The sequence below is a fragment of the Acinetobacter sp. AC1-2 genome (genome assembly GCF_016124155.1).
GTDB lineage: Bacteria > Pseudomonadota > Gammaproteobacteria > Pseudomonadales > Moraxellaceae > Acinetobacter > Acinetobacter calcoaceticus.
In genome coordinates, this window is the sequence record NZ_JABFFO010000001.1 from 1,220,492 (window position 1) to 1,247,005 (window position 26,514).

General features: G+C 37.8%; 27 protein-coding genes. 5 read left to right on the forward strand and 22 right to left on the reverse strand.

Going from position 1 to position 26,514, the window contains the following annotated elements:
- Positions 1-13: 13 nt before the first annotated feature.
- From HL290_RS05605 to HL290_RS05625, 5 genes are read right to left on the reverse strand one after another with little or no spacing between them, the layout of a single operon-like run.
- Positions 14-799 carry an acetoin reductase gene (locus HL290_RS05605; RefSeq protein ID WP_198495872.1) on the reverse strand — a complete coding sequence of 262 codons (786 nt, stop codon included), beginning with the start codon at positions 797-799 and terminating at the stop codon, positions 14-16.
- Between the two features lie 26 nt (positions 800-825).
- Positions 826-2,229, reverse strand: a complete 1,404-nt coding sequence (gene lpdA / locus HL290_RS05610; protein WP_198495873.1) for a dihydrolipoyl dehydrogenase — start codon at positions 2,227-2,229, stop codon at positions 826-828.
- 10 nt (positions 2,230-2,239) lie between these two features.
- The gene (locus HL290_RS05615) at positions 2,240-3,778 is read right to left on the reverse strand and encodes a 2-oxo acid dehydrogenase subunit E2 (RefSeq protein WP_198495874.1); all 1,539 of its coding nucleotides are present in this window, start codon (positions 3,776-3,778) and stop codon (positions 2,240-2,242) included.
- Between the two features lies 1 nt (position 3,779).
- Positions 3,780-4,799, reverse strand: coding sequence for an alpha-ketoacid dehydrogenase subunit beta (locus HL290_RS05620; RefSeq protein ID WP_045125398.1), 1,020 nt, complete (start codon positions 4,797-4,799; stop codon positions 3,780-3,782).
- Between the two features lie 13 nt (positions 4,800-4,812).
- Positions 4,813-5,775 carry a thiamine pyrophosphate-dependent dehydrogenase E1 component subunit alpha gene (locus tag HL290_RS05625; RefSeq protein ID WP_004642729.1) on the reverse strand — a complete coding sequence of 321 codons (963 nt, stop codon included), beginning with the start codon at positions 5,773-5,775 and terminating at the stop codon, positions 4,813-4,815.
- 361 nt (positions 5,776-6,136) lie between these two features.
- Between HL290_RS05625 and lipA the strand changes: the two genes are divergently transcribed.
- A complete protein-coding gene (gene lipA, locus HL290_RS05630; protein ID WP_045432554.1) occupies positions 6,137-7,123 on the forward strand; it encodes a lipoyl synthase in 987 nt (328 codons plus the stop codon).
- 156 nt (positions 7,124-7,279) lie between these two features.
- A complete protein-coding gene (locus tag HL290_RS05635; RefSeq protein WP_198495875.1) occupies positions 7,280-8,419 on the forward strand; it encodes a transcriptional regulator in 1,140 nt (379 codons plus the stop codon).
- Between the two features lie 49 nt (positions 8,420-8,468).
- Here the strand turns inward: HL290_RS05635 and HL290_RS05640 are convergent, their stop codons facing one another.
- Positions 8,469-9,221 (reverse strand): TenA family transcriptional regulator, encoded by a 753-nt coding sequence (locus tag HL290_RS05640; RefSeq protein WP_198495876.1) that lies wholly within the window; start codon positions 9,219-9,221, stop codon positions 8,469-8,471.
- Between the two features lie 319 nt (positions 9,222-9,540).
- On the opposite strand from HL290_RS05640, the gene HL290_RS05645 reads away from it, so the two are divergent.
- The gene (locus HL290_RS05645) at positions 9,541-10,770 is read left to right on the forward strand and encodes a GGDEF domain-containing protein (RefSeq protein ID WP_045432559.1); all 1,230 of its coding nucleotides are present in this window, start codon (positions 9,541-9,543) and stop codon (positions 10,768-10,770) included.
- Positions 10,771-11,075: 305 nt separating this feature from the next.
- Here the strand turns inward: HL290_RS05645 and HL290_RS05650 are convergent, their stop codons facing one another.
- The 8 genes from HL290_RS05650 to HL290_RS05685 all read right to left on the reverse strand — a co-directional run bounded on the left by HL290_RS05650 (position 11,076) and on the right by HL290_RS05685 (position 18,490).
- Complete coding sequence (locus HL290_RS05650) at positions 11,076-11,801, reverse strand: hypothetical protein (protein WP_198495877.1); 726 nt, start codon at positions 11,799-11,801, stop codon at positions 11,076-11,078.
- 332 nt (positions 11,802-12,133) lie between these two features.
- Positions 12,134-13,225 (reverse strand): chorismate synthase, encoded by a 1,092-nt coding sequence (gene aroC / locus HL290_RS05655; RefSeq protein ID WP_003651625.1) that lies wholly within the window; start codon positions 13,223-13,225, stop codon positions 12,134-12,136.
- 12 nt (positions 13,226-13,237) lie between these two features.
- The gene (gene prmB / locus HL290_RS05660; protein ID WP_003651622.1) at positions 13,238-14,242 is read right to left on the reverse strand and encodes a 50S ribosomal protein L3 N(5)-glutamine methyltransferase; all 1,005 of its coding nucleotides are present in this window, start codon (positions 14,240-14,242) and stop codon (positions 13,238-13,240) included.
- Positions 14,243-14,479: 237 nt separating this feature from the next.
- Positions 14,480-15,685: a tryptophan synthase subunit beta gene (gene trpB / locus HL290_RS05665; protein ID WP_198495878.1), complete on the reverse strand. Its 1,206-nt coding sequence runs from the start codon at positions 15,683-15,685 to the stop codon at positions 14,480-14,482.
- 36 nt (positions 15,686-15,721) lie between these two features.
- A complete protein-coding gene (locus tag HL290_RS05670) occupies positions 15,722-16,909 on the reverse strand; it encodes a vWA domain-containing protein (protein ID WP_198495879.1) in 1,188 nt (395 codons plus the stop codon).
- A 15-nt stretch (positions 16,910-16,924) separates the two neighbouring features.
- Positions 16,925-17,776 carry an AAA family ATPase gene (locus HL290_RS05675; RefSeq protein ID WP_004642719.1) on the reverse strand — a complete coding sequence of 284 codons (852 nt, stop codon included), beginning with the start codon at positions 17,774-17,776 and terminating at the stop codon, positions 16,925-16,927.
- Between the two features lie 29 nt (positions 17,777-17,805).
- A complete protein-coding gene (locus tag HL290_RS05680; protein ID WP_003651617.1) occupies positions 17,806-18,192 on the reverse strand; it encodes a hypothetical protein in 387 nt (128 codons plus the stop codon).
- Complete coding sequence (locus HL290_RS05685; RefSeq protein ID WP_003651616.1) at positions 18,185-18,490, reverse strand: YcgL domain-containing protein; 306 nt, start codon at positions 18,488-18,490, stop codon at positions 18,185-18,187. The genes HL290_RS05680 and HL290_RS05685 overlap by 8 nt, the downstream gene beginning before the upstream one ends.
- A gap of 470 nt (positions 18,491-18,960) precedes the next feature.
- Here HL290_RS05685 and HL290_RS05690 point away from each other — a divergent pair, with 470 nt between their 5' ends.
- Positions 18,961-19,125, forward strand: coding sequence for a hypothetical protein (locus tag HL290_RS05690; protein ID WP_002113596.1), 165 nt, complete (start codon positions 18,961-18,963; stop codon positions 19,123-19,125).
- A 67-nt stretch (positions 19,126-19,192) separates the two neighbouring features.
- Here the strand turns inward: HL290_RS05690 and HL290_RS05695 are convergent, their stop codons facing one another.
- The 3 genes from HL290_RS05695 to HL290_RS05705 form a co-directional block, all read right to left on the reverse strand.
- Positions 19,193-19,528 (reverse strand): hypothetical protein, encoded by a 336-nt coding sequence (locus HL290_RS05695; protein ID WP_127491681.1) that lies wholly within the window; start codon positions 19,526-19,528, stop codon positions 19,193-19,195.
- Between the two features lie 159 nt (positions 19,529-19,687).
- Entirely contained in the window at positions 19,688-19,954 is a 267-nt protein-coding gene (locus HL290_RS05700; protein WP_045432582.1) for a hypothetical protein, read from the reverse strand.
- A gap of 96 nt (positions 19,955-20,050) precedes the next feature.
- Positions 20,051-20,902 carry a LysR family transcriptional regulator gene (locus HL290_RS05705; protein WP_198495880.1) on the reverse strand — a complete coding sequence of 284 codons (852 nt, stop codon included), beginning with the start codon at positions 20,900-20,902 and terminating at the stop codon, positions 20,051-20,053.
- 118 nt (positions 20,903-21,020) lie between these two features.
- Between HL290_RS05705 and HL290_RS05710 the strand changes: the two genes are divergently transcribed.
- Positions 21,021-21,704, forward strand: coding sequence for an FMN-dependent NADH-azoreductase (locus HL290_RS05710; RefSeq protein ID WP_198495881.1), 684 nt, complete (start codon positions 21,021-21,023; stop codon positions 21,702-21,704).
- A gap of 462 nt (positions 21,705-22,166) precedes the next feature.
- Here HL290_RS05710 and HL290_RS05715 read toward each other — a convergent pair whose 3' ends face one another.
- The 5 genes from HL290_RS05715 to HL290_RS05735 all read right to left on the reverse strand — a co-directional run bounded on the left by HL290_RS05715 (position 22,167) and on the right by HL290_RS05735 (position 26,451).
- A complete protein-coding gene (locus tag HL290_RS05715) occupies positions 22,167-23,291 on the reverse strand; it encodes a ribonuclease D (RefSeq protein ID WP_004642712.1) in 1,125 nt (374 codons plus the stop codon).
- Positions 23,292-23,618: 327 nt separating this feature from the next.
- Positions 23,619-24,215, reverse strand: a complete 597-nt coding sequence (gene recR, locus HL290_RS05720; protein ID WP_017390620.1) for a recombination mediator RecR — start codon at positions 24,213-24,215, stop codon at positions 23,619-23,621.
- A 9-nt stretch (positions 24,216-24,224) separates the two neighbouring features.
- Positions 24,225-24,554: a YbaB/EbfC family nucleoid-associated protein gene (locus tag HL290_RS05725; RefSeq protein WP_004642711.1), complete on the reverse strand. Its 330-nt coding sequence runs from the start codon at positions 24,552-24,554 to the stop codon at positions 24,225-24,227.
- Between the two features lie 281 nt (positions 24,555-24,835).
- Positions 24,836-25,069 (reverse strand): hypothetical protein, encoded by a 234-nt coding sequence (locus HL290_RS05730; protein ID WP_017390619.1) that lies wholly within the window; start codon positions 25,067-25,069, stop codon positions 24,836-24,838.
- A gap of 194 nt (positions 25,070-25,263) precedes the next feature.
- On the reverse strand, positions 25,264-26,451 hold the full coding sequence (locus HL290_RS05735) for an O-succinylhomoserine sulfhydrylase (RefSeq protein WP_198495882.1): 1,188 nt from the start codon (positions 26,449-26,451) through the stop codon (positions 25,264-25,266).
- Between the last annotated feature and the right edge of the window lie 63 nt (positions 26,452-26,514).

The following is a 26,514-nucleotide window of genomic DNA, read 5'->3' on the forward strand; positions in this document are numbered from 1 at the left end:
TCAGGATGTTGTTTTAACGATAGACAATTCCGCCGTCCGTTAAAATAGATTGACCCGTAATGTAATCTGAATCTTCGCTTGCTAGAAAAGCAACTAATGCAGCGACATCCTCTGGTGTTTGGGCTCTACCTAAAGCAATGCCTTCTACATATTTTTTATAGGTCTCACCTATAGCCGCACCGGTAATTTCAGCAAACCGTTTATCGATTTCAACCCACATGTCAGTCCCGACAATTCCGGGGCAATAGCCGTTTACCGTAATACCGTGACTGGCATATTCTTTTGCGGCGGCTTGGGTAAGCGCACGCACTGCAAACTTAGTAGCAGAATAAACACCCAGCAAAGCAAACCCATCATGGCCTGCAATTGAACAAGCATTAATGATTTTGCCTTTATGTTGGCGTTGTTTAAATTTTGCAGCAGCAGCCTGTATTCCCCACAGCACTCCACCAATATTGATATCAACGATTTTGTGAAATTCAGCTGGTGTCGTATCAGCAATAGCCTGAACCTGAGCAATTCCAGCATTATTAATCATGATGTCAAAGCCACCAAGCATCTGTTCAGCATCGTTAATCGCTGCATAAACTTGCTCTCGGTCACTGACATCGGCAATAAACGTACTGGCATTTACGCCTAAAGCTTGAATCTCTTGCTGTGCAGCATTGAGTCGATCTTGTTTCATATCGACCAATGCAATGTGTACACCATCTTGCGCCAAGCGCAGGGCAATCCCACGGCCAATGCCTTGAGCTGCCCCTGTCACTAACGCGACTTTATTTTTTAATCCCTTAACCATTTTCAACTCCTGTAAATGCAGAATTTCTACATATGAATCGCTCGTTGCATTGAAGCCAAAATGGATTCATGCATGGCTTCTGATAAAGTTGGATGTGGGAAAATCACTTGAGCTAGACTTTCATCAGTTGCTTCTAGATATTTAGCAATTGCGAAACCTTGAATATGCTCGGTCACTTCATGGCCCACCATGTGTGCACCAAGTAGCTCGCCCGTTTCTGCATGTATGACAGTTTTAACGAAACCTGACGCATCTCCAATTGCCAAAGCTTTGCCATTCGCAGTTAAAGAAAACTTGCCGATTCGGACAGGTAGGTTCTGCGCTTTTGCTGCACTTTCAGTCAGACCAATGCTAGCCACTTGTGGATGAGTAAAAATGCAACCCGGAATTTGGCTACGGTCGAGTGAATGCACGTTTGCTACGCCAGCAATTTTTTCAACACATATCATTGCTTCATGGCTTGCTTTGTGGGCAAGACACGGCGCACCTGCTACATCACCAATTGCGTAGAGGCCTACAACATTGGTTTTACAATAATCATCAATTGCCACAAAACCTTGCGGGTTCAGTTCTACACCTAAACGTTCCAATCCTAGTCCCGCAGTATTAGGCTGTACACCAATTGCCGAAAGCACACGGTCAAAAACGACTGTTTGAACATCATTTGCCGTTTCAATTACACAGTGAACTTGCCCATTTTCAATTTGAATACTTTGAACAACAGCATCCGTTAGGACCTTCATTCCTTTTTGTTCAAATTGTTTTCTAACAAATTGAGCAACTTCTGCATCTTCGGTCGGTAGAATCTGCTTAGCTAAATCAATAAGCGTGACCTGACACCCCAAGTCTTGATAGAGGCTGGCAAACTCACTACCAATTGCACCCGAACCAACGACGAGTAAGCTTTTTGGCAGTTCTTCTGGAATAAGTGCTTCTTTATAACTCCAGACATACGTTCCATCAACAAGAAGCTGAGGAATATGTCGGGCTTTAGCACCGGTTGCCAAAATAATATGTGGGGCGCTCAAAGCCTGACTTTTACCTTGAGCATCGGTCACTTCAAGTTTTTCTTTAGCTGTAAGTTGAGCACGACCATTAAACACAGTCACTTGATTCTTTTTCAGCAAGTAATCTATACCTTGTACTAATTGAGCTGACACTTGTCTGCTATGTTGCACAAGCTTTTGAATATCAAAATCGAGTTGAGATACCTGAAAACCAAACTGTGCTGCATTTTTAAATTGAGTTGCCAACTCTGCGCCAGCCAATAGAGCTTTGGTTGGAATACACCCCCAATTCAGGCATATTCCGCCCAAATGTTGCTCTTCTACAATTGCGGTTTTTAGCCCGAGCTGGGCTGCACGAATTGCAGCCACATATCCACCCGGTCCCGCACCAATCACAATCAAATCGAATTGAGTTTCTGACATGCGGGTTCTCCTACACCAAAATTAAAGCAGGGTTTTCAACAAACTGCTTAAAGCTGGCCAAGAATTTCGCCCCAACTGCACCATCAATGACTCGGTGATCACATGACAATGTCGCTGTGACAATTTCACGAACCACTACATTTCCATTTTCAACGACAGCACGTGGTTCTGAAGCACCCAATGCCATAATTGCGCCTTGCGGTGGATTAATGATGGCATCGAACTGTTTAACGCCTAGCATTCCTAAATTGGAAATGCTAAAGCTGCCTCCCTGAAATTCATCAGGTTGTAACTTGCCAGTCTTGGCACGCGTTGCCAAATCACGCATGTCATCGGAAATCTGTGCTAAAGACTTCTGGTTGGCGGCTTTCACAATTGGTGTAATTAAACCGTTTGGAATCGCCACAGCCACCGAAATATCTGCTTGTGAAAATTGCAGAATCGACTGTGTGACTTCATCAAACTGAACATTCACTTCAGGTACTTTAATGAGTGCCGCTGCTGCGGCTTTAATGAGCATGTCATTAATAGAAAGTTTCACATGTGGAACACTTTCATTAATCTGCTTACGTAAATTTTGAAGTGCTTCCACGTTTAGATCGACTACAAGACGGAAATGTGGCGCATTACGTTTTGCCGCTTGCAAGCGTGAGGCAATCGCTTTACGCATACCATTCATCGCGACTGTGATGATTGTCGATTGTGGTTGAGCAACAGCACACTGAGTAGACTGCTCACTTCCCGCCGTTGGGTTATCACGGTTGTAAACCGCTTCAACATCTTCTTTGCAAACGCGGCCTCGGCTACCTGAAACACGGCAGTCATTGAGGTTAATGCCCCATTGTTTTGCCAAACGGCGTGCAACAGGTGTTGCTAAAACACGGCTATCATCGGCAGTAGATTTAACTACTTTAGCTTGATGTTGCTGCTTAACATCAGGCCACTGGCCTCCAGCAGCTTGCACAGCCTTTTGGATGTCTTGAACGCTAATACGCCCTTCACGACCCGAACCCGTCACTTTTGCCAAATTAACATTATGCTTTTCAGCAAGTTTAAAGGCATGCGGAGTTGCAAAAAGCTCATTAGATGCTTGATAGCCTTGTAATGACTCTGGTACAGCATAGTCACCTTTAGCTGCTTTTACAGGAGCTGAAGTACTTGTTGCGACAGTCTTTGGTTGTTCCGCTTTTTCAACAGCAGGTGCAGATGTTTCCGCTTTACTTTGTTCTGAAGATGTTTCAGGTGCTTTAGCTGCTGAACCACCTAATGATGCAATAAACTTCTCAATTTCTGCATCAGAAACTTGGCTTTCAGCACACACAGCAATAAGACCGCCTACAGGTAAAGTATCACCGTCTTTTGCTAAGATTTTACGCAGTGTTCCCGCAAAAGGTGCTTCTAATACATTGACGATTTTCGTGGTTTCAATTTCACAAATTTCATCGCCTTTATTAAAGCTATCACCTTCTTTAATCAACCATTGGGCAATCGTGCCTTCTTCCATGGATAATCCCCATTTCGGGATCTCCAGCGTTTTAATTTCGCTCATCCTAAGCCTCCAATGTTTTTCGCACAGCTTGCTCAATACGCTCTACACTTGGAATCCATTCTTTTTCTAAAACTGGTGAGAATGGAACAGGCGTATGTGGTGGCGTTACGAGTTCAATAGGTGCTTTCAAATAATGGAAACCTTTCTGTGCAACCAATGCAGCAACATCATGACCAAAACCACAGCGTGCCGCTGACTCATCCACAATCACAACACGCCCAGTTGATGCCACAGACTCTAAAATTCCTTCTTCATCAAGAGGAGAAATTGTTCGAGGGTCTACAACTTCAACCGAAATACCATCTTTTGCTAGTTTATCTGCTACTTCATTAGCGCGGTGTACCATCAAACCTAAAGCAATAATGGTCACGTCTGTACCTTCACGGGTATAATTTGCTACCCCAAAAGGAATGGTATAGGCTTCATCAGGAACGTCACCTTTAATGTCATAGAGCATTTTGTGCTCACAGAACACGACAGGGTCGTCATCTCGAATTGCTTGAATTAAAAGTCCTTTCACATCATATGGACTTGATGGAACCACAACTTTTAAGCCCGGAACCGCAGCAAATACGTTATAGGGTGACTGAGAGTGCTGAGCTGCTGCAGAAAAACCTGCACCAATCATACCTCGCACCACCATTGGCGCTTTTGCTTTTCCACCAAACATGTAACGGAATTTAGCGGCTTGGTTATAAAGCATGTCATGACACACGCCATAAAAATCCATAAACATTAGATCGGCAACTGGTCTCAAACCTGTCGCAGCAGCCCCAGCCGCCATACCAATAATTGCAGATTCAGTAATTGGCGTATCAATAACACGCTCCGAACCAAATTCTGTCCACAAACCTTTAGTTACACCCAGCACACCACCGAAACCTTCAAGCTGGTTATCTTCGGTATTTTTACCGCCATGTCCACCGCGTACATCTTCCCCCAACACGAACACAGTTGGGTCACGGCGCATTTCTGATTCAATGGCTTCTTTAATCGCATTACGAAAACTTTTATTTGGCATCTTTACTATTCCTTTAGTAAGAGACATAGACGTCGGTAAGGAGTTGTTCTGGTTTTGGATATGCCGCAGCACGAGCTTTAGCAACTGCATCATCAACGTTTGCCTTAGACACTGCATCAATCTCGTCTAATTTAGCTTCATCAATTTTGCCTTTAACTTTTTCTCGGAAAATTTTCAAAGGGTCTTTATTTTCTTTAACAAAGTCGACTTCCTCTTTTGAGCGAATGAGCCCTGGGTCACCTTCAAAATGTCCATAAAAACGGTTAGTAATCGTTTCAATAACACTTGGCCCTTCACCACGGCGTGCACGTTCAATGGCAGTTTGAGCCGCTTCATATACAGCAAAGAAATCGGTACCATCGACTTTAACTGCTGGCAAACCAAAACCTGCCGCACGCCCAGCAATGTCTTTACTTCCTACCGCGTAGTCATGGCCTGTACCCTCACCAAACCCGTTATTCTCAAAGACAAAAATCACAGGAAGTTTAAGTACGACAGCCATGTTCATCGCTTCAAAGGTAAGGCCCTGATTTGAACCACCATCACCTGTAAAAGAAAGCCCGACACCGCCTGTCTTTAAGGTTTTTGCTGTTAGCGCAGCGCCAATTGCCAAAGGAGGCCCGCCACCCACAATCCCGTTGGCGCCAAGCATGCCTTTGTCTAAATCGGCAATATGCATAGAACCGCCTTTTCCTCGGCACAGCCCATCATCTTTACCGAAAATTTCCAGCATCATGCCGTGAATGTCACAGCCTTTTGCAATACAGTGTCCATGGCCACGATGGGTTGAAGTGATGTAGTCTTTATCTGTTAAATTCTCACAAATACCGACTGCTACAGCCTCTTCACCACTATATAAGTGAATAAAGCCGGGAATATCACCATTGGTATTTTCTTCGTGAAGTCGATCTTCAAATTCACGAATATCACGCATGCTTTTATATGCTGCGAGTAATTGCTCTTCCGTTAATTGCATATCCTTTTCCTTTATTATCTTGATTTTAAAAATCAACCAAGTTTCAAGCGAAAATGCTAATTCGCTATAAATACTTAAACTTAAATTCAATAATTGATCTATTAGACTAAAAAGTTTTTATTTAAAATACTTCCAATTAAATTATTAATTTCAAAAACTTAACAACCCAAAATAAATTTAAAAAAATTTTATAATTTTCATTAGCTTGCAAAACAAACCTTTAACCAACCTTTGTTATTTTATAATAGTCGCCACACCCTGTGTTTATAATTAATTGTGACTTATTAAGGAAATTTAAATTAGTCTTTAAATTAAATAGGCAGGAGTTTAAGTAAGTTTTAAATAAAATGGAATTATTAATATGGATTTTAAAAGACAAGTGGAAACTGGTATTAAATTACGGGGAGCTGATAAAGTCGCCCGTATTCCAATTAAGGTTTTACCAACAGAAGAGTTGCCAACTAAACCTGAGTGGATTAGAGCAAAAATTACAGATTTTGAAGAAATTAAACGTATAAAAAACCTTTTACGCCAGCAAAAATTACATAGCGTTTGCGAAGAAGCGGCATGCCCAAATTTACCGGAATGCTTTGGTGGAGGTACAGCAACGTTTATGATTATGGGTGATATCTGCACCAGACGTTGTCCATTCTGTGATGTCGCTCATGGTCGCCCAAAACCCCTAGATGAAGATGAACCTAAACATTTGGCAGAAACAGTAGCAAACTTAAACTTAAAATATGTAGTGATTACCTCTGTAGACCGTGATGATCTACATGATGGTGGTGCTGCTCATTTTGTAAAATGCATTGAAGAGATCAGAAAACGCTGCCCAGAAACTTTGATTGAAATTTTGGTACCCGATTTTCGCGGTCGTTTAGAGACAGCTCTTTCAACCTTGAGCCTATCGCCTCCCGATGTCTTTAATCACAATATTGAAACTGTTCCGCGTTTATATAAAGCAATGCGTCCAGGCTCAGACTATCAGCACTCATTGGAACTACTAAAACGCTTTAAAGCATATTGTCCCGATATCAAAACTAAATCTGGTTTAATGGTTGGATTAGGAGAAATTGAAGCAGAAGTGCTTGCCCTACTAAATGACTTAAAAGATTATCAGGTAGACCTTATTACCATTGGACAGTACTTGCAGCCTTCAAAGTCACATGCACCCATTCATCGATTTGTAAATTTACAAGAATTTGAAAGATATACGCGACATGGTAAACGGTTAGGTTTTAAAAATATCTGGAGTGCACCGATGGTCCGTTCTAGCTACTTTGCTGACCGACAATATTTTGGAGAAGAAGTACCAAAACCTTTTAGTCGAAAAGATGTCTTATCTTAAAGATCATGTAATTAACAAAACTTATCCAATAGGCTAATGGTCAAGACTTATAAAAGTATTTAAGGTAAGGAGATAACGAGGAAATAGTCACAATAAAAAAGTTATAACGGTTGAGCGGCTACGGATACGCCATTTCAATGATAAAGGAATTTCGATATGGATATGTCAGAACAATTATCATCGCCTTTAATAGATATTACGCCGTCTTTATTTCGGCCAGAAAAATCATCTCATTCTCAATATTTAGGAAAAAAGCCATCACTTGACCTTGAAGCAGCACCTATATTTGACCTAACCGAAGAATGGGAACATTCATTATTCGGACGTTCTATTCATGAATGTCACCGAAACTTAATGCACATTGCCGAAGATGCCGATATGGCAATTGGTGTGACCGACCCACATGGCACTCTACTTTGGACATGGAGCAGTCATCCAATGCGCTCTTCGGCAGAGCAAGTTCATTTTGTTGAAGGCGGCCAGTGGTCTACTCAAGCTGTGGGGCAAAATGCAATTGGTTTAGCATTAAATACTCATTCAGCTAACTGCGTTTACTCACACGAAAACCAAATGAATAGTGTAAGAGATTGGGTCTGTTACGCAGCCCCTATCACCGATGCAAACACAGGCCAGTTTTATGGGATTATGAATTTATCGACTAAATATCAAAAGCATAACTCGTTAGGTCTTTTAGCCGTTGAGAGATGTGCGGACATTGTTAAACAAGCAATTCAGCTTCACCAAAAAAATATTTTATACATTAAGGCATTGGGAACTCCAAAAGTTCAATATAACCAACGCAGCCTTACTTTAACTCAACGTCAAATTGAGATTCTGTGCATTCTGACACTGTGCCCTGAAGGTATTAATCTTGAAGAATTACACTATGCTTTATATGGTGATCGGCCTGTAAGTACGACCACTTTAAAAGCAGAACTTTCTCAACTCAGAAACTTAATTCCCGATGTGATCGAGTCTCGTCCTTACCGACTTAACTGTGAAATTCAATGTGATTTTTTAATGGCAGAACAAGCATTAAATTTAGGCTTCACATCGACAACATTAACGCTTTATAGAGGAAGTTTTTTAGCTAAATCGGAAAGTCCATTTTTGTGTGCATGGAGAGACTGTTTTGATGCTCGCTTAAGTCATGTGATCTATCAGATTGAAGATGTTGATCAATTATTACGAGTCGTAAGCCGTGTTCCTGACCGTGTAGACGCAGTTGAACGTTTGCTAGAATTATTGCCTGAAGATACGCCTTATCGAACAAAACTGTTAAAACTACTCGAATAAATTAAAAGGGAGAATATCCATACGATATCCTCCCTTTTTTAAGATAAGATCAAGCAGAGGCTTGAAGCTGTACCTTATAGCAATCATCTAAGGCTAATTCATAATACCGCAGCCCTTCTTCCGCAGCATGAAAAGCTTTTTTCTGCCAGTCGGGACGATCATTACATAAACGCTTAATCAGCTCCATGGCTTCATAAGGATGAAGATCATCATAGTGAGCATGCGCACGCAACCAAGCTAAAGAACGTTTATCAATCGTTACTTCAGGATGATCAGTATAGGTATGAATACCCTTATAGACCTGAATCGACCAATCCCCAGTTGCCCACTCAATTGCCAGATTTGTTGCAGCAAGGCACTCTGCTAAATTACCACGATGACTCATATTCCATAAGAAATGGTTCACCGCATTCATCGCAGCTGGCGGTCGTACATGATCAAGCTCATCAACAGTTAAGCCAAAACCTCCAGCCCAGTCGCGATACCATTTTAAGTGTCGCTCTTCTACCTTAATATTCTGGATTAACCAATCTCGTGCTTCTGTAACGCCAGGTTCAGAAAACCCCGTTGCTTTGCCTAACGCCCCTGCCATATATGACGGGAAATGCGCTACTAATGGATAGAAATTAAGTAAAGCATAACGGAAACTATCTAGGCTCAATCCCCCATTGGCCATTTCCGAAAAAAACGGATGTTTACTTACCCGTTCTTTCGCTGGTAGCAGGTCATCCCAGAACTGCTGTGACCATCCATTATGCGGTGTAATTTCTAAATGCATTCCATATTGATTTAGAGCAGTCATTGCTAATTTTCCTATTTATATGACAGCAATCATCTGTATTTCACGGTATAAGTCTATCCGAAAATGATAAAGATACAATCGTTAATCGACCATTTGTAACTTTTTTCGATGGATTGTGAATCTTTAGATAATTGTTACGCTAATCGTTGAAATGTCGTGATTTTTATCACATTTAACTCAGATAAAAATCATTACTTTTTTAAAAAAACTGTATTATTATTTTGAATAAATCACACATTATATAATCAATATTTTTAGATGGAACTTTACTAAAATAAGTCTCATTTTATGACAACTTCCAATATAGTGAGCATTAATTATGAAGTTGCAGGGTTCCAATATATTGGGACAGGAACAAATAGATTTATTAACCACACGAGGATTAAATTTCGTATGGTTTCCAAAGCAGCTTGAAACGATTTATCGTTTTCAATACCAAAATGGTGCTGCCTATGAGTTCCGCTATAGAGCGCCTATTATTTTAATATTATATATATTTTTAAGCTTTGGTATATATCAAGTTTTACCAACTGAGCAAGTTTTACCCTGGTTTAGCTATTATTCTTGGGTAGGTATAATCATTCTTATCGCCTGGATTTTATCATTTATTAAAAAATTAAATCAGTATTTTGATTATTATGTAGGAGTCGGTTCAGCTTTAGCTGTGGCAATTACCTTTATTTTAATTAACGTCATTGAAAATGGCCAAGATAATGTTCTTTTTCATGCAGCGATGATGTATGCGATTGTGATTATCTATGGTGCGGTAGGTATGCGCTTTTATACCGCCATATTTGCTGGATGGATGGGCGGGGTTGTTGGAATTTTGGCAAGTAATTACTTAAATGGGGTGATCGACTGGACCTTCTTGAACCGGACTTACACCTTCAGTAGTTTTTTAGGAATGACCCTTGCCTATGCAACTGACCGTCAACATAGAGAAAACTATTTACAAAACTGCATGATTGAGCTGAATCGTATTGAACTGATGCAGCAAGCACAGCAATTATCTTTACTTTCACAACAAGACGCACTCACAGGTTTAGCCAATCGACGCTATCTAGATGAAACACTTGATAATGAATGGCGCCGTGCTTTACGACATGAAATGCCCCTGACGATCATGATGGTCGATATCGACTATTTTAAAGCATACAACGACACTTTAGGACATCTAAAGGGAGATGAATGCTTAAAAGAAATCGCAATTGCTATTTCTTCTATTGCTGCACGCAGTGGTGATTTAGTTGCCCGTTATGGCGGCGAAGAATTTTTACTCTTATTCCCAATGACAAATGCTCAGCAAGCCTTGATCCAAGTTGAACGTTTAATGAATGCTATTGATAAAATTGCAATTAAACACCCATGTAGTGATGTTTCACCACATGTCACCATTAGTGTTGGAGTGGCAACCACAATTCCTCGTCTAAACGATTCAATTTCTGCTTTTGTAGCTCGCGCTGATCATGCTTTGTATAAAGCAAAAACTAATGGTCGTAATCAATATAAGATTGCTGTAAACGAAGAACAAATTGTAGATTTAACTTAAAAAAGTCAGACTTCTATTCAAAATGACTTTTGACTAATTATTATCTCTCTTAACTTCTTTTATAGCTTCTTTCCCAATTAAAATGACTCGAAATAAACAATTAGCTTTTCCATCCGTGGTAAAGCTAAAATGTAATTTAGAACCAGTACGTACCAAAACCTCTTTTATTTAAGTTTAAACCATCTGTTAAAAATGACTTATATAAACTTAATAAATTTAGCGACTTTCAATACATCAACATCCTGTTTTTAGATAATGAAAATTATTAGATTCAGATAATCTAATATAGAAAAAATTCCATTTCATTAGAGCTCACCTTTCAACTTCTTCCAAAATTTAATTAAAAAATAAAATAGTGAATTTTGTTCTATCCTTTGCGGTACAGTGGAAATAACTTCAGTTGAAAATGGTAAAATCGAAACAATATTCTCGTGTATTGTTTCATAATTTGGATAGGCTTCTTTTTTTATTATTTCTATAATTTTTTGTATTTCATCAATAGATAAATTCAAAAATCTCTTAATTTCTTGGGCTGTTTTTGACTCAATAGATAATAAGGCACAAACTCTAGTGACATTAACAATCTGCTCAGCATGAATGTTTTTAAAGTTTGGATAACAGACAAGCTTGTAAAGAATTTTTGTCTCTAAATTATCTTTAGGCACTATATTCTCGTTATTTATTATACGTTCTTGATGACTAGTTTTAAAATATTCATTCTTCTCAATATCTTGTAAAATATTGAGAAGTTCCTGATATCTTATTGGTCTCTTCAAACCATACTGATAGCCCTTTAAAAGCTCAGGATTATTACTCAATACGATCTTAATTTTTTTTGGAATAAGAATATTGGTATAACCACTATCTAAATCAATAATATGTATATCAGGATTGTCTTCACTATATATCCAATTCCCCACAAGATGAGATGACAAAGATAAGTCATGAATAACTTTTATCATTGCCTCTAAATTTTTAGGCAATAGCCTATCCTTTGACATACAGCCAATTCTATATGTACACTGATTCATTGATATTTCCCCAATTTCAATGATGACTTTGAAAATTCTTTGTTTAAAGTAATAAAAATTTAAATATGTAATAAACTTATATAAAAGCAATTTGAGTAAATTAACTTTCAGTGATAAATATAGATATCGGGTGCAGTAAAAATTAACAATATTTAATTGCCAAGTTCTACAGATGAATATACTCAAAAATAATTCGCAGAATATTATATTTATATAAATATTATAAGACAAGAAAATAATTTAAAATTTAATCAAACTTAATGGAATAAAAATTTAAAACCCCATATTTAATTTAAATATGGGGTTTTATTTACTTTAGTCAAAAATTATGACTATGGTTCGATTGGAGCAAATGGTGGAATAACATCTGCATTTTGTGCGCGATGGCGTAAGAAGTGATCCATCAAAACAATTGCTAACATTGCTTCAGCAATTGGAGTTGCTCGAACACCTACGCAAGGATCATGACGGCCTTTAGTTAACACATCTGTATCTTCACGATTTAAATTAATCGTTTTACCTAGTGTCGTAATGCTTGCCGTTGGTTTTAGTGCAATAGCGACTCGAATGGTCTGACCACTTGAAATACCGCCCAAAATACCACCTGCATGATTCGCTAAAAAGCCATTACTAGTCATTTCATCACGTGTTTCATGACCAAACTGTCCAGCAACTGCAAAGCCATCACCAATTTCAACACCTTTAACCGCATTAATACTCATCATCGCATGAGCAATGTCAGCATCTAAACGGTCAAAAACAGGTTCGCCCCAACCCACAGGAACTTTTTCAGCTAAAATTTCTAGCTTTGCACCACAGCTTGTTCCTTGTTCACGTAAAGAAGTCACTAAGGCTTCAAAACGCGAAACAGCGTCTACATCACCACAGAAAAATGGATTATTTGCAACTTCATTCCAATCCAGTTTTTCGGCAACTTCATTACCAATTTGTGTCACATGACCACGAATCAAAACGCCAAATTTTTCTGCTAAATATTTTTTAGCAATTGCACCCGCTGCAACACGCATAGCAGTTTCACGAGCACTTGAACGGCCACCGCCACGATAGTCACGGAAACCGTATTTTTGCGTATATGTATAGTCGGCATGGCCAGGTCTAAAAGTTTGGGCAATATTGCCATAATCTTTCGATTTTTGGTCAGTATTACGAATCAATAAACCGATTGGTGTACCAGTGGTTTTACCCTCAAATACACCTGAAATAATTTCAACTTGATCAGGCTCTTTGCGTTGAGTCGCAAATTTTGATGTACCTGGCTTACGACGGTCTAGATCTTTTTGTAGATCTTCTTCGGTTAACGCAAGGCCTGGTGGCACACCATCAACAATTGCCATTAAGCCAACGCCATGAGACTCACCACAAGTAGTTACACGAAAGAGTTGTCCAATACTATTCCCTGCCATATGCCCAACTCCTTATATTTGCTCTTCAAATAGTTTTCTATAACGGCGACATTGTTCAGCAGTCAAAGCAAAAATACCTGAACCACCTTTTTGGAAAGTGAGCCAGTTGAAATCAATCGTATTAAAGTTCTGACGCATTGACCATTCAGAATTACCTACTTCAATGACAATGAGGCCATCTTCAGTTAAGTAATCTGCCGCTTGTGCAAGCATTTTACGAACTAAGTCTAAACCATCTTGGCCCGCTGCCAATGCAAGTTCAGGTTCATGTAAAAATTCTTCTGGTAAGTCGGCCATATCTTCAGCATCAACGTACGGTGGATTACTTACAATCAAATCATACTGATTTTCAGCTGGAATCTTGGCGAATAGATCCGACTCAAGCAATGCAACTTGATATTGCTTATTGTGGTGTTCAGTATTAATTGAAGCAACTTCTAAAGCTTCTTTAGAGATGTCTGTTGCATCTATTTCAGCGTCTGGATAAGCATAAGCCAAAGCGACTGCAATACATCCAGAACCTGTACACATATCTAAAATACGGTGCGGAGTTTTAGGCTTTGCATTTTCTGGCAAATTATTGAGAGCTTCGCGCATTTGACCATTTTCATCTAAACAATATGGTGCAAAACGTTGCTCAATTAATTCTGCAATTGGTGAACGTGGAATCAATACACGCTCATCTACATAGAATGGTTTATTAAAGAAATAAGCAAGGTTTAATAAATAAGATGTTGGAATACGGTCATTGATACGGCGTTCCAATAAGCTTAAAAACTCTGCTTTCTCGCTTGGTAATAACTTCGCATCTAGAATTTCTGCGTCTGCTGACCATTCAAGAGATAAGGTTTGTAAAACTAATGCAGAGCTTTCTGCAAAATAATCTTCAGTACCTTGTCCTAAATGTGCATCATGTTGACGTAATGCTGATACCCCAAAACGAATAAAATCTCGAATTGTTGATAAATTTTCAGCCGCTTCCTGTAAATTTTCAGGGCTAATCGTCGGTCGCTCCACTTAGGCGTCTCCAAAGGCAAATTTTGCAAAGTGACTATTCTACTGAGTGAGGTACAGCAAAGCAACGCTTTGCCTTGTGAACCGGAGTTTTACATGCCTATCTCGAACAATCACACGTTAAAATCAGAATACTTTGTTTTAATTATAAAATGATGAACTTTAATTAAACTTTAATTTAGATATTCAAAATAAAAAGCGGTCCTTAAATGATGGACCGCTTTTATAGTTTAATGGGTTTTAAAGCTTAAGTTTTTCAGCGACATAATCAGAATCTTTATCTCCACGCCCAGATAGATTCACTACAATCATGGTTTGTTTTGCTAATTTAGGAGCTTCACGAATTGCCCATGCGACAGCATGTGAGCTTTCAAGCGCAGGAACAATACCTTCAACACGAGAAAGTGTCATAAAAGCATCTAAGCACTCTTGGTCAGTTGCAGTGCTATATTCAACACGACCTAAATCTTTTAAAAAACTGTGTTGTGGGCCAACACCTGGGTAATCAAGTCCTGAAGCAATAGAATGCACCGGTAAAGGCTCACCGTCCTCATTTTCAAGGACATAACACGCCATACCATGAATTTGACTTGGCTTACCTAAAGTTAGTGTTGCTGAATGCATATTGGTGTCTAAACCATGTCCAGCCGGTTCAACTCCTACCAGCTTTACATCTGAATCATTTAAGAATGCAGTAAATGCGCCTATTGCATTTGACCCGCCGCCAACGCATGCCACAACATAATCCGGATTTTTTCCAAAACGATGATGTGTTTGTTCTTTAATTTCTGTACCAATAATCGATTGAAAATCACGAACCATTTTAGGGAATGGATGTGGCCCCACAACAGAACCAATAGCATAGATAAAGTTTTTTGGGTCTTTTAAATATTCTTCAAATGCACTATCTACAGCATCTTTTAATGTTGCAGTACCACGTGTTACTGCGACCAAATGAGCGCCCAAAATTTTCATTTTGACCACATTTGGATGTTCTTTTTCAATATCTACTTGCCCCATGTGAATTTCACATGGAATCCCTACTAAGGCACAAGCTGTTGCCAAAGCAACCCCATGCTGACCAGCACCCGTTTCAGCTATTACTTTCTTTTTGCCCATATACTTGGCAAGTAAAGCTTCACCTAAACAGTGATTGATTTTATGTGCGCCCGTATGATTTAAGTCTTCGCGCTTTAAATAAATTTGTGCACCGCCTAACTGGTCAGAAAGACGCTTCGCATGAAATAAAGGACTTGGACGACCTACATAATTCGTAAATAGATCTGCCAATTCATTTTTAAATTCAGGGGTATGACGAATCTCTTCATAAGCAACATTAATCTCATCCATTGCCTCTTTTAAATGTGGAGGAATGAACTGTCCTCCATATTCACCAAAAAATCCTTGTTCATTCGGCAAAGCAATACCGTTAATTTGATGTTGCATGTCATCTCTCTTTTTAAATTATTAAAGTTATTAAGCTTATCGAGAAAGGTAGCGAGTCATATCTTCAATGCCCTTTAGCGTCATTGGATACATATGATTTTCAAAAATTTCTTTAATCCAGCCAATGGTTTGAGTGTAATGCCAATACCCTTCAGTTTCAGGATTTAACCAAGCTGTTTTATCGAAATGTTGACGTAAGCGGCGTAACCAAACCTCACCAGTCTCATCATTCATATATTCAACCGAGCCACCCACCGATTTCAGCTCATACGGTGCCATACTGGCATCACCCACTACAATTACACGATAGTCGCGTCCATAAGTGTGAAAGAGATCCCATGTGTTCATACGGGTAGCTGTACGGCGATGATTATCTTTCCAAACATAGTCATAGAGACAGTTATGGAAATAGAAGTATTCGAGTGTCTTAAACTCACTTTTAGCAGCACTAAACAGTTTCTCGCATTGGGCAATATGAGCGTCCATAGAACCGCCTACATCGAACAACATAAGCACTTTTATTCGATTTCGACGCTCTGGTACCATTTGAACATCAAGAATACCTTGCTTGGCTGTTTCACGGATTGTACCGTCAACATCCAACTCTTCAGCTGCACCTTGACGTGCAAATTTACGCAAACGGCGCAAAGCAATTTGCATCTGACGAGTACCAAGAACTTGGTCGTCATCTAGATTTTGATATTTACGCTGTTCCCATACTTTAACAGCCGAACGTTTACGACCCGGCCCACCAATCCGCACTCCCTCAGGATGATCACCAAAAGCCCCAAAAGGTGAAGTACCACCTGTACCCACCATGCGGTTGCCGCCTTGGTGTTTCTTATGCTGTTCGCGTAACCGCTCTTCCAGCATTTTCATCATTTCTTCTAAGGAACCAGCTTTTTGGAGTTCTGCTCTTTGTTCAGGAGTTAAATGCTTTTCTAGAAGTTCTAAATCAAACCAGTCTTTTGGTAATTTATGAACTTGCTTAAGCAACTCATCCAGATCAAAGGTTTCGATACCGTCAAAGTAATCTTTTATGGCACGGTCGAACTTGTCAAAAAAGCGCTCATCTTTAACTAAAATAGTTTTAGCAAGTTGATAGAACTCTTCTTGATCGGCAAAAACTAAACCTTCACTTACTGCACGGTTTAAGTCAATGAGCTCACGAGTTGTAACTGGAACACCGTATTTACGTAGGGTGTAAAATAACCGCACAAACATGGGTTATTCCCTCCTTTAACGTCGAGACATGAAAGCCAAACGTTCGAGGAGTTGCACATCCTGCTCGTTTTTGATGAGAGCACCATATAACGGTGGAATAGCTTTAGATGTATCTCGATTACGCAATACATCTTCAGGCATATCATCTGCCATGAGCAAGCTTAACCAATCAATTAACTCAGATGTTGATGGTGGTTTCTTCAAATTAGGAATTTCACGTAATTTAAAGAAAACCTGTAAAGCTTCGTTGACGAGTGTTGCAGAAATATTCGGGAAATGAACATCGATAATCTCTCGCATGGTCACTTCATCTGGAAACTCAATGTAATGAAAGAAACAACGACGCAAGAAAGCATCTGGTAACTCTTTTTCATTATTCGATGTAATAATTACAATTGGGCGTTGTGTTGCCGTAATGGTTTCACTTGTTTCATAAACATAAAAAGACATTTTATCGAGTTCATGCAACAAGTCATTTGGAAACTCAATATCGGCTTTGTCAATTTCATCAATTAACAAGACACAACGCTCTTCACTGGTGAAAGCTTCCCACAATTTACCGGGTTTAATATAGTTCTTAATATCGTAAACACGGTCATCACCTAACTGGCTGTCTCGTAAACGAGAAACAGCATCATATTCATACAACCCTTGCTGTGCTTTGGTTGTCGATTTGATATGCCAAGTAATGAGTTTTAAGCCCAAACTTTCTGCTACTTGTTCAGCAAGTAAAGTTTTACCCGTACCAGGTTCACCTTTAACCAGTAAAGGCTTTTGTAAAGCACGGGCTGCTTTTACAGCGAGCTTAAGACTGTCAGTCGCGATATATTGATCTGTACCGGTAAAATGTTGGGTATCAGCAGACATGTGAAGACCTTATTTTTCTATTTCAATGGTTAGATGGAACGCATGCTTTTGTTTGTTGAATATTTTGACCAACAATAGCCAATAACCAAACCTAGACCAACTACAAACAGAATTAAAGATAAATTTGACCAGATTAGAGGACTATCTTTGGTTAAAACACCAAAAAGTAGTCCAAAAATAGCAGGTGCTACCGATGCATTTGGACCTTCAGACACTGTTGGTGTGACTAAAATAGCAAATACAATAAGCCAGCTAATCGCACCAAAAGTTGTAGGAAGACGGCGCATTAATCGCCACCAACACCACAAAGCAATAATAGCGCCTATTCCATAAGCTGTTAAAGCAATAGCATCTTCAGGAATAAAATCCAAAAAAGAGAATAATTGATTCATTATTCCTGTTTGATTTTCACGCACCACGTAAGCCCTCTGGTTCAACCGCATTCGGGTTAATTAACCCTTCTGGTGGCATCTGAATAAAGAAACCTTTTGTTTGTAATGAGTCTAAAACATGTAAAACATTAGCACGCGCCAATTTACGTGTTGGAGCTAATTCTAAATGCATGACAAACGTTGCACGACCAAACGCTTGTAAAACAGCTTCAGGAACATTTTCAAACGGATCAGCTTGTTCCGCATCGTCAGGATAGTTTGGACGAGCAATATAAATGTACATTTCATCTTTTTTGCTCGATCTATAAATATCACAGTGCATTTCAAATCAACTCTTGAACTAAGGACAGCATACATGAAAAAAAACGACTCACCCACGTAGGTTTGTTTACGCATCAGTCGTTTTTTTAATTCTTGGGAAATATTAACCCACAACATTGATTAACGTCGATAATAACTTTGTTCTAGACAAAAGCCAGCTTACACATAAAATAAACAAGCTGCTGATTTTAAACATTAAATACAATTGTTCATTTTAATAAAATAAAAAAAATTTTAGAAAAAATAAGAAATCGTTCGTTACCGAGTACTTTTTGTGATCTGTTTTTAATAGTTTTACCCTTTAACACTATGAAATTTATTATATTAAAATTAGCTATTACCTTTTAAAGTTCACATTTAAGTAAAACTTCTAACCACTTAATAAACATTAGCAGACATTACTTAACTGGTTTAAATTCTCAATATGTTTCAATAATAAGTATCTTAATAATAGATGTGGAGGATGAACTTATGCCTCGTGGCGATAAAACAGCTTACACAGCAAAGCAAAAACGTCAGGCTAAGCATATTGTTGAGAGTGAAGTAGACAGAGGTCATTCTCAAGAAGAAGCTGAACGAATCGCATGGTCTACCGTCAATAAACAAGATGGCGGCGGTAAGAAAAAGTCTCATTAATACAAACTTTGAATACTTCTTTAGCCCAAGCTAAAGAAGTATTTTTACCAAAACAAGTTAATGATATTTAAAAGACTCGAGAACTCTTTATATAATTATCAGTTACTTGATTTAGGGCATTCAAAATAGCACCATCATCTTGACTTAACAGAGCTTCATTTAGACATTCCATGTAGCCTATGAGCGTAGTCTTAGAAACGTTGGCAAATTCAGTTGTTACTGCTTCATCTTCATATAAAATCACGTAGCTACGTGCAAAACCATAGATCAAATAGACTGCTGCTTTTTCTTTTGTATTTTGAGATTCTTTAAGAGACTGTTCACAAGCATTTTTTAAGTCTTTAAATGCATCTGTACCAGTAGATTGATTTTTGAAAGATAAAAGTATTGTTTGGAAGTTCATATCCATATTCCACTCAAAAAGTAAAGCTACAGAAGATGGTAGAACCTGTCAAATAAAATCATGATTAACATAAGTTTAAATGTAAATAAATTTATCTTCCCTTTTTAATACGATATAAAAGACCGCCTTTAAAAAAGCGGTCTAACAAAAAATCGATATTTAAAAGCTTATTTCTATCGTTATAGTAGTACCAGAGTGTTCGATATTGGTCGATACATTGAAGCCTCTACCCTTAAGTTCCTCTTCTACTTGTGTGAGGTGATCAGGACTTACAGCATCAATCGGAAACAGGAAAGTTGCTTTTCGCTTCCCTGCTTTAGAATCAGTTTCAGTGCCTGTTAAAATTTTTTCCAGCATGGCCTCTTGATTGATTTTAAAATTTTTAGCATTTTGACGCGCTTGTTCAGCACTAAAGTTATTAAGCATATTTATCTCTCTAATTATTAATTTATCTCATTTTATAGCATAAAAAGCTTATATAGTTTTGGTGTTGTGTAGTTAATTCCAATCAGAAATATGAGCTTATTGTTTAAATAATCTTTCTATCCATTCAATAAATTTTCTGGCATTTCTATTTTTAAAATCTTCCTTATTTGGGATGTAATAGCACAGCTCAGATTGAACTGATTTAGTCTTAAGAGGTTGTATAAGATTCGCTTTAATAAATCTCTGGGCAAGTGTAGAAGAACAAAACACGAGTCCATTGGCCGCTAATGCCTCATGTATTCCAAAAATTTCCTGATCAAACTTCTTAATTGTTATTTGCGTTCGGTCCCATCCATTCAGCTCAAGCCAAGTTTCTAGTGGCGGACTTGGTAATGCTTTATTTTTCCATTCTGTGGTGAATAACGTTATTGGCTCATTAGAATGTTCTAGTAGATCAAGTTTAGATGCACCAAATACATTAAAAGACTCATATTTAAGAATATCGTTAGAAGGTATTAAAGATACATCACCATATCGAATAGGTAATGTATATAAGTGACTTTCTAACGCTTCCCCTGTAGAAAATTCAACTGAAATATCAGGATGTAGTTGATAAAATTCATTTATTGAGGGAATTAATAACATTGCTGCCAATGAAGATGTAGTAGCTACTCTGAGTGCATTTCCATTTACTGTTATTTCATCTAGCGCATCTTCAATTTTACGAAATCCTTCAGAAATCGCTACTGCTAGCCTATTACCTGTGGTTGTAAGCGTTATTTTTCTTACCTGTCGATGAAATAAATCAACATTTAACCTGCTTTCAAGATTGGCAATATGATGTGAAATTGCAGTCGGTGTTAGCGAAAGCTCTTCAGCAGCCAATTTAAAACTGCCTAGTCGAGCAGCTGATTCAAATGCCCTAAGTGCTTGCAATGAGACTTGCATGCTTTCTCCTGAATCACAGTTATAGGTGATTTAAAATCATCTATAGCTGTAATTTTCTCGTTTGTCTACTTCTCATTTAAAACTCAAAATAAATTAACTCCTAACCCTTATGGAATTTATGATGAGCAAAATGTTACATATAGATGCCAGCATACGAGCTGCAATTAACCCCAATCCAAATCATAATTCTATTTCAAAAAATATTGCCAGCCGATTGGTCAGTTTGTGGAAAAATAAAAGGCCTATGGATGAGTATATTTATCGGGATGTAGGAATGAATCCGCCTCCATTTATTACTCAGGACTGGATTGATGCCGTATTCACACCTGAAAATAAAAGAACACAAACTCAATGCGATGTCTTATCAATATCCGATCAGTTAATAGCGGAGCTTTCGAGTTCAGATATCATTCTAATTTCTTCCCCTATGTACAATTACGGTATGCCTGCTCAACTCAAAGCATGGTTTGACCAAATTATTCGAATTAATAAGACATTTGATTTTGACCTTGCTCGAGGAGACTTCCCTTTACAACCTCTTTTATCTGGAAAAATTTTAATCATTATCACGTCTAGTGGAGAGTTTGGTTTTGAGAAAGATGGAATTCGTCACGACATGAATCATCTTGCACCTCACCTGTGTACACTCAGTAAATATTTAGGTGTAGAGAAAATTTATAAAATTGCCTCAGAATATCAAGAGTTTGGAGATGAACGACATATAAAGTCATTAGAAAATGCTTTTCAAAAAGCTGAAGAACTTGTAGCTGAACTTGCTGGTTCATTCACAAAAAATCCATAGAATATTAATAGTTAATTTTTAAAATCTAATAACCTACTGACATTTTAACTGAGCTATATCATTAAAAAATAAAAAGCCGACCCAATTGGGTCGGCTTTCTTATTTCTGCACTGAAACAAACTTATAGTTATATATTATTCATATTGAAATTGTTTTTCTTGTCTCCAAGAATATACAGACCTGTATGTTTAATCAATTGAATTTTTCTCATTGAATCGGTTAATTTAATTCATTATCACTTTTACAAATTAAAACCCATTCAATTCATCACTTTACTAGCTTTTAAAATAAGTTGATTATTTAATATAACTAATATAATTATTTATTTTATTAACTATTGACGTTAAATATCTATTATTTTAAATAAAAACTACTCAATTTAAACTTCAAGCCATTCACTATCTTTAATTAAAAAAGCCCATCACGAAGATGAGCCTTTTAAATTTTAACTATCAACCCATTTTAAATTGATAGACTTTCTTTTTCTTCTTGAAATAAATGAATTAATGGTTGAGTTAACAACTCATAACGCCAACCCAAAAGATAATCAGGTAAATCTTGTTCATCCCCTTGAGAAAGAACATGTTGATGAATTGCATTTAGCCATTTTTTTCTAAGTAATACTTCTTTAGGAATAGAAGTTTCACTTATTGCATGGGCAAGTACCATATCCATTTTATTTAAAGTTTCTTTAGATGTTACTTTAAAAGGTTTGGCAATTCTTGTTGGCCATTCACTTTCATTAGGTAAATCTTTCAGTAATTCTAGAATCGTTTTTCCATATTCACGAACTACATTTGGGCGAATATCTTTAACTTGCGAGAGTTGAAAACTATTACGTGGATTCTTTTCAACCATATCAATCATGGTTGAGTTTCTAAGAATAAAACTACGTGGCTGATTCGTCGCTTTAACAATGTAATCACGCCATTCACTTAAATTTTGCAATTGCATCAATTGACGACGCGAATGACGATAATTACCAACATCGGTATAGAGTAACTCTTTAGGCGTTTCACTAATAATTTCTTTAGTTAAACTACTACAATCTTCAAGAACATAGTCATAAAGCCCTTTCTGCTTAAGTTGTTCTTGAATATGATGAGCTAACTTCATTATATATAGAACATCATTGGCTGCATAACAGAGTTGCTGAGGCGATAAAGGCCTTGCCAACCAATCGGATCTTGTTTGATCTTTTTCAATGTCAATATCGAGACAAAGCTTTAAAGCGCCTTGGTAACTCACTTGTAGTCCATGTCCTAAGAAAGAAAGGCCCACTTGAGTATCAAACACATTAAGCAAATCTTCTTGATCGGCGTAATGATAGATTAAATCGATGTCTTCCCCACATGCATGAAAAATGTTCTGCTGTGCGAGAAATATTTTTTTCCAAAACTGACTTAGATCTAATGAAACACCATCCAACAGATAGACATTACCATTTACATTGACTTGGCATACCCCAAGTTTAGGCCAGAGTGTGTCAACCTTAATAAATTCTGTATCAAGTCCATATATCGAACATTGATCCATTTTTTGAAGAACATCAACCAATTCGGTTTGCTGTTGGATAAACTGAAACATGCTTTCTCAAGTAAATGCAAAGAGTGCTTAGAACTCTGGTATATATAACATAGAAGTAGGAAATTACCACTTAAACCTTTATGAATACTCTATTTTTGAACAATTTTTCGAAAATAGATAATTTTTTGATCTTTTATTTATACTTTTAAAGTTAACTCCAAATACTCATTCTTTAAAATCTCTAAGATCTTTTTCATTCTTATGGCTTTCATATTTTATTTAAACGATTTTTTCTAATTAAAGACAAAATAATATTTGCCTTTAATAGCTAAATTAATAAATTTAATTCAATTTTATATCGCATCAATGAAATAAGCATCGGAATGCTTATTTCATTCTCATACGGTTATGAACTGCCTGACTTAAGGTATGGCTATCTACATACTCAAGTTCACCACCTTGCGGTACACCTTGAGCAATACGCGTCATGTGTATAGGTAAATGCTTAGTCGCCTCTACCAAATAATGAGCGGTTGCCTGTCCCTCTACAGTCGCATTAGTTGCCAAAATCACTTCTTCAATAGTGCCTTGACTTAAGCGCTGAATTAGATAAGGAATACCAATTTCTTCTGGGCCAATACCATCCAAAGGAGAAAGATGTCCCCCTAAAACATGGTATTTACCTCGAAAACTACCACTTTGCTCAATCGCCATGACATCTGCTGGTGATTCAACTACACACAATAGTTGATCTTCTCGCTCAGTTGAGGCACAAATATCACAAATTTCATTTTCAGTTAGAGAATGGCAAACGCTGCACTCATGAATATAACTTGAAGCCTCATGTAAAGCATGAGCTAATGCGAACGCACCTTCTCGATTTTTCATCAAAAGATGTAATGCCATACGTTGAGCCGATTTCGGACCAACGCTAGGCAATATACGTAAAGCTTGAACGAGTTGTTCAAATCTATCACTAAACACAGAACTTCCTTAGAACATGCCCGCTAAGCCAGGTGGCAAGCCCATACCAGAATTCGCTTTTTGCATTTTTTCTTCTGAAATAACTTCTGCTTGACGCACAGCATCATTTACCGCGGCAGCAATCAAGTCTTCAATCATATCTGGTTCATCTTGAAGTAATTCAGGGTTAATTTCGATACGTTTTACAAGATAGCGACCATTCATGGTTACTTTAACCAAACCACCACCAGCTTCTGCTTGGACTTCAGTTTGGGCAAGCTCTTCTTTCGCCTTTTTTATATTTGTTTCCATATCTTTTTGCATGCGCTGCGCTTGCTGCATGAGCATATTGATATTCATAACTTTACTCCGTATCTCTATCAAATCTTTAAAGTATTATTCGTTATCTGGTAATACTTTATAAAAACTTAATCTCATTGAACCAACCTATGCGATTAAAATACATACAGATTAGTGCGTTGAACTCAAATTAATCCGTAATTCTGACACAATAGACTAATGTTTTCTATCAGTATCTCTAGCTCTATTCCATGGAGGTATATCAGTAGCGTGGTTAAACTTAGATCCACTTCATAAACGCCTAAAAGTTATACATTAAAGTTTGATAAAAATTTATTTCACTATTGAGATGCCTGTAACCCTTTATCAATTGTTTTATATTCACTTAAAGGGACTTTCTTAAAGGAAGTATTTGCTTCTTGGATAGATTTATCTGCTTCTTGCACCGACTTCTCTGCATTGTTAATCAATAAGGTTGTTTCATTTACTGGGTGTTGATGCGGTTTGGTCAATAATTTATATCCAACCACCCCAATTACCCCTACCACAACAACAATAGCAATAGGCTTAAGCATTTTAAAACTCACATTTCTTTTAATTAAATTTAAAGTCTTTATACCTTGTACTCTTAGCCCTCATTTAAACAAAAATGTAGGTTTTTTATTGCGATTCTGAAATTTGAGTAACATTTAAATATAAAAAACCATCTCGATTAAAGAGATGGTTTCATGAACAAAATAACCAAAGAGAGTTATTTCGATAGAATTAATTAGATCAGATCCAGACCACGTGAGATATCACGGATAATATCATTAATATCTTCTAAGCCTACTGATACGCGTATTAGACCCTCTTGGATACCTGCCGCAGCTTTAGCTTCAGCAGAAAGTTTGCCATGTGTAGTCGTTGCAGGATGTGTAATTGTTGACTTCACATCGCCCAAGTTACCAGTAATTGAAATAAACTTAGTATTATCAATAACCTTCCACGCACCTTCACGTTCACCCTTAACAACAAATGAAACGATCCCGCCAAAACCATTTTGTTGTCTAGCAGCAAGTTCATGACCTTCTTGAGCAGGTAAACCAGCGTAGTAAACTTTTTCTACTTTTTCATGAGTAGATAACCATTCTGCAAGAATTTGAGCACTTTCACAGTGTGCTTTCATACGCAAACGTAAAGTCTCTAAGCCTTTTAAGAAAATCCATGCATTAAATGGACTCATTGATGGTCCAAGCGTACGGACAACACCAAAAACTTCTTCTAATAACTGATGATTACCGACAACAGCACCACCTAATGCGCGCCCTTGCCCATCTAAATATTTAGTCGCCGAGTAAATTACAAGGTCTGCCCCAAACTTTAATGGTTGCTGCAAAACAGGCGTACAGAAACTGTTATCAACCGCAAGTAATGCACCATTAGCATGGGCAATATCTGCAAGCGCTTGAATATCTGCGATCTCAGCTAGAGGATTAGACGGTGACTCAACAAATAAGAGTTTAGTTTCTGGACGTACTGCCTTTTTCCAATCGTCTAAATCACATAAATCAACAAATGTAATATCTACACCAAACTTGGCAATATATTTTTCAAATAAGGCAACAACTGAACCAAAAACTGCTCTTGAGCAAATGACATGATCACCCGCTTTGAGATATGCCATAGCAACTGCCAAAATTGCACCCATTCCCGAGCTTGTCGCTACAGCTCGTTCAGCGCCATCTAAAGCTGCCAATCGTTTTTCGAACATGCCTACAGTCGGATTGGTAAAACGAGAATAGATATTTCCTTGAACCTGACCAGAAAATTTTGCTGCAGCTTCAGCTGCATTTTCATATACAAAAGATGATGTCAAAAAAATCGGTTCGCCATGTTCACCTTCAAAACTACGAGTATGTCCGGTACGAATGGCTAAGGTATCAAGTTGGTATTCTAAATCATCAGACTGGTTCATTAAATGTTCGCCTTTACTGGTCATGTACTAAAAACTATCATCATTTTGAGTGTCTAATGTATT

Coding starts and splice junctions, on each gene's coding strand:
- HL290_RS05685 (WP_003651616.1), bottom strand. CDS start 18,490: ATGCACTGTGATATTTATAGATCGAGCAAAAAAGATGAAATGTACATT.
- HL290_RS05705 (WP_198495880.1), bottom strand. CDS start 20,902: ATGCAAGTCTCATTGCAAGCACTTAGGGCATTTGAATCAGCTGCTCGA.
- HL290_RS05645 (WP_045432559.1), top strand. CDS start 9,541: ATGAAGTTGCAGGGTTCCAATATATTGGGACAGGAACAAATAGATTTA.
- HL290_RS05735 (WP_198495882.1), bottom strand. CDS start 26,451: ATGAACCAGTCTGATGATTTAGAATACCAACTTGATACCTTAGCCATT.
- HL290_RS05690 (WP_002113596.1), top strand. CDS start 18,961: ATGCCTCGTGGCGATAAAACAGCTTACACAGCAAAGCAAAAACGTCAG.
- lpdA (WP_198495873.1), bottom strand. CDS start 2,229: ATGTCAGAAACTCAATTCGATTTGATTGTGATTGGTGCGGGACCGGGT.
- HL290_RS05730 (WP_017390619.1), bottom strand. CDS start 25,069: ATGCTTAAGCCTATTGCTATTGTTGTTGTGGTAGGGGTAATTGGGGTG.
- HL290_RS05615 (WP_198495874.1), bottom strand. CDS start 3,778: ATGAGCGAAATTAAAACGCTGGAGATCCCGAAATGGGGATTATCCATG.
- HL290_RS05625 (WP_004642729.1), bottom strand. CDS start 5,775: ATGCAATTAACGGAAGAGCAATTACTCGCAGCATATAAAAGCATGCGT.
- HL290_RS05620 (WP_045125398.1), bottom strand. CDS start 4,799: ATGCCAAATAAAAGTTTTCGTAATGCGATTAAAGAAGCCATTGAATCA.
- HL290_RS05640 (WP_198495876.1), bottom strand. CDS start 9,221: ATGACTGCTCTAAATCAATATGGAATGCATTTAGAAATTACACCGCAT.
- HL290_RS05695 (WP_127491681.1), bottom strand. CDS start 19,528: ATGAACTTCCAAACAATACTTTTATCTTTCAAAAATCAATCTACTGGT.
- HL290_RS05635 (WP_198495875.1), top strand. CDS start 7,280: ATGGATATGTCAGAACAATTATCATCGCCTTTAATAGATATTACGCCG.
- lipA (WP_045432554.1), top strand. CDS start 6,137: ATGGATTTTAAAAGACAAGTGGAAACTGGTATTAAATTACGGGGAGCT.
- HL290_RS05675 (WP_004642719.1), bottom strand. CDS start 17,776: ATGTCTGCTGATACCCAACATTTTACCGGTACAGATCAATATATCGCG.
- HL290_RS05650 (WP_198495877.1), bottom strand. CDS start 11,801: ATGAATCAGTGTACATATAGAATTGGCTGTATGTCAAAGGATAGGCTA.
- HL290_RS05605 (WP_198495872.1), bottom strand. CDS start 799: ATGGTTAAGGGATTAAAAAATAAAGTCGCGTTAGTGACAGGGGCAGCT.
- HL290_RS05700 (WP_045432582.1), bottom strand. CDS start 19,954: ATGCTTAATAACTTTAGTGCTGAACAAGCGCGTCAAAATGCTAAAAAT.
- HL290_RS05725 (WP_004642711.1), bottom strand. CDS start 24,554: ATGAATATCAATATGCTCATGCAGCAAGCGCAGCGCATGCAAAAAGAT.
- HL290_RS05715 (WP_004642712.1), bottom strand. CDS start 23,291: ATGTTTCAGTTTATCCAACAGCAAACCGAATTGGTTGATGTTCTTCAA.
- HL290_RS05710 (WP_198495881.1), top strand. CDS start 21,021: ATGATGAGCAAAATGTTACATATAGATGCCAGCATACGAGCTGCAATT.
- HL290_RS05670 (WP_198495879.1), bottom strand. CDS start 16,909: ATGTTTGTGCGGTTATTTTACACCCTACGTAAATACGGTGTTCCAGTT.
- aroC (WP_003651625.1), bottom strand. CDS start 13,225: ATGGCAGGGAATAGTATTGGACAACTCTTTCGTGTAACTACTTGTGGT.
- trpB (WP_198495878.1), bottom strand. CDS start 15,685: ATGCAACATCAAATTAACGGTATTGCTTTGCCGAATGAACAAGGATTT.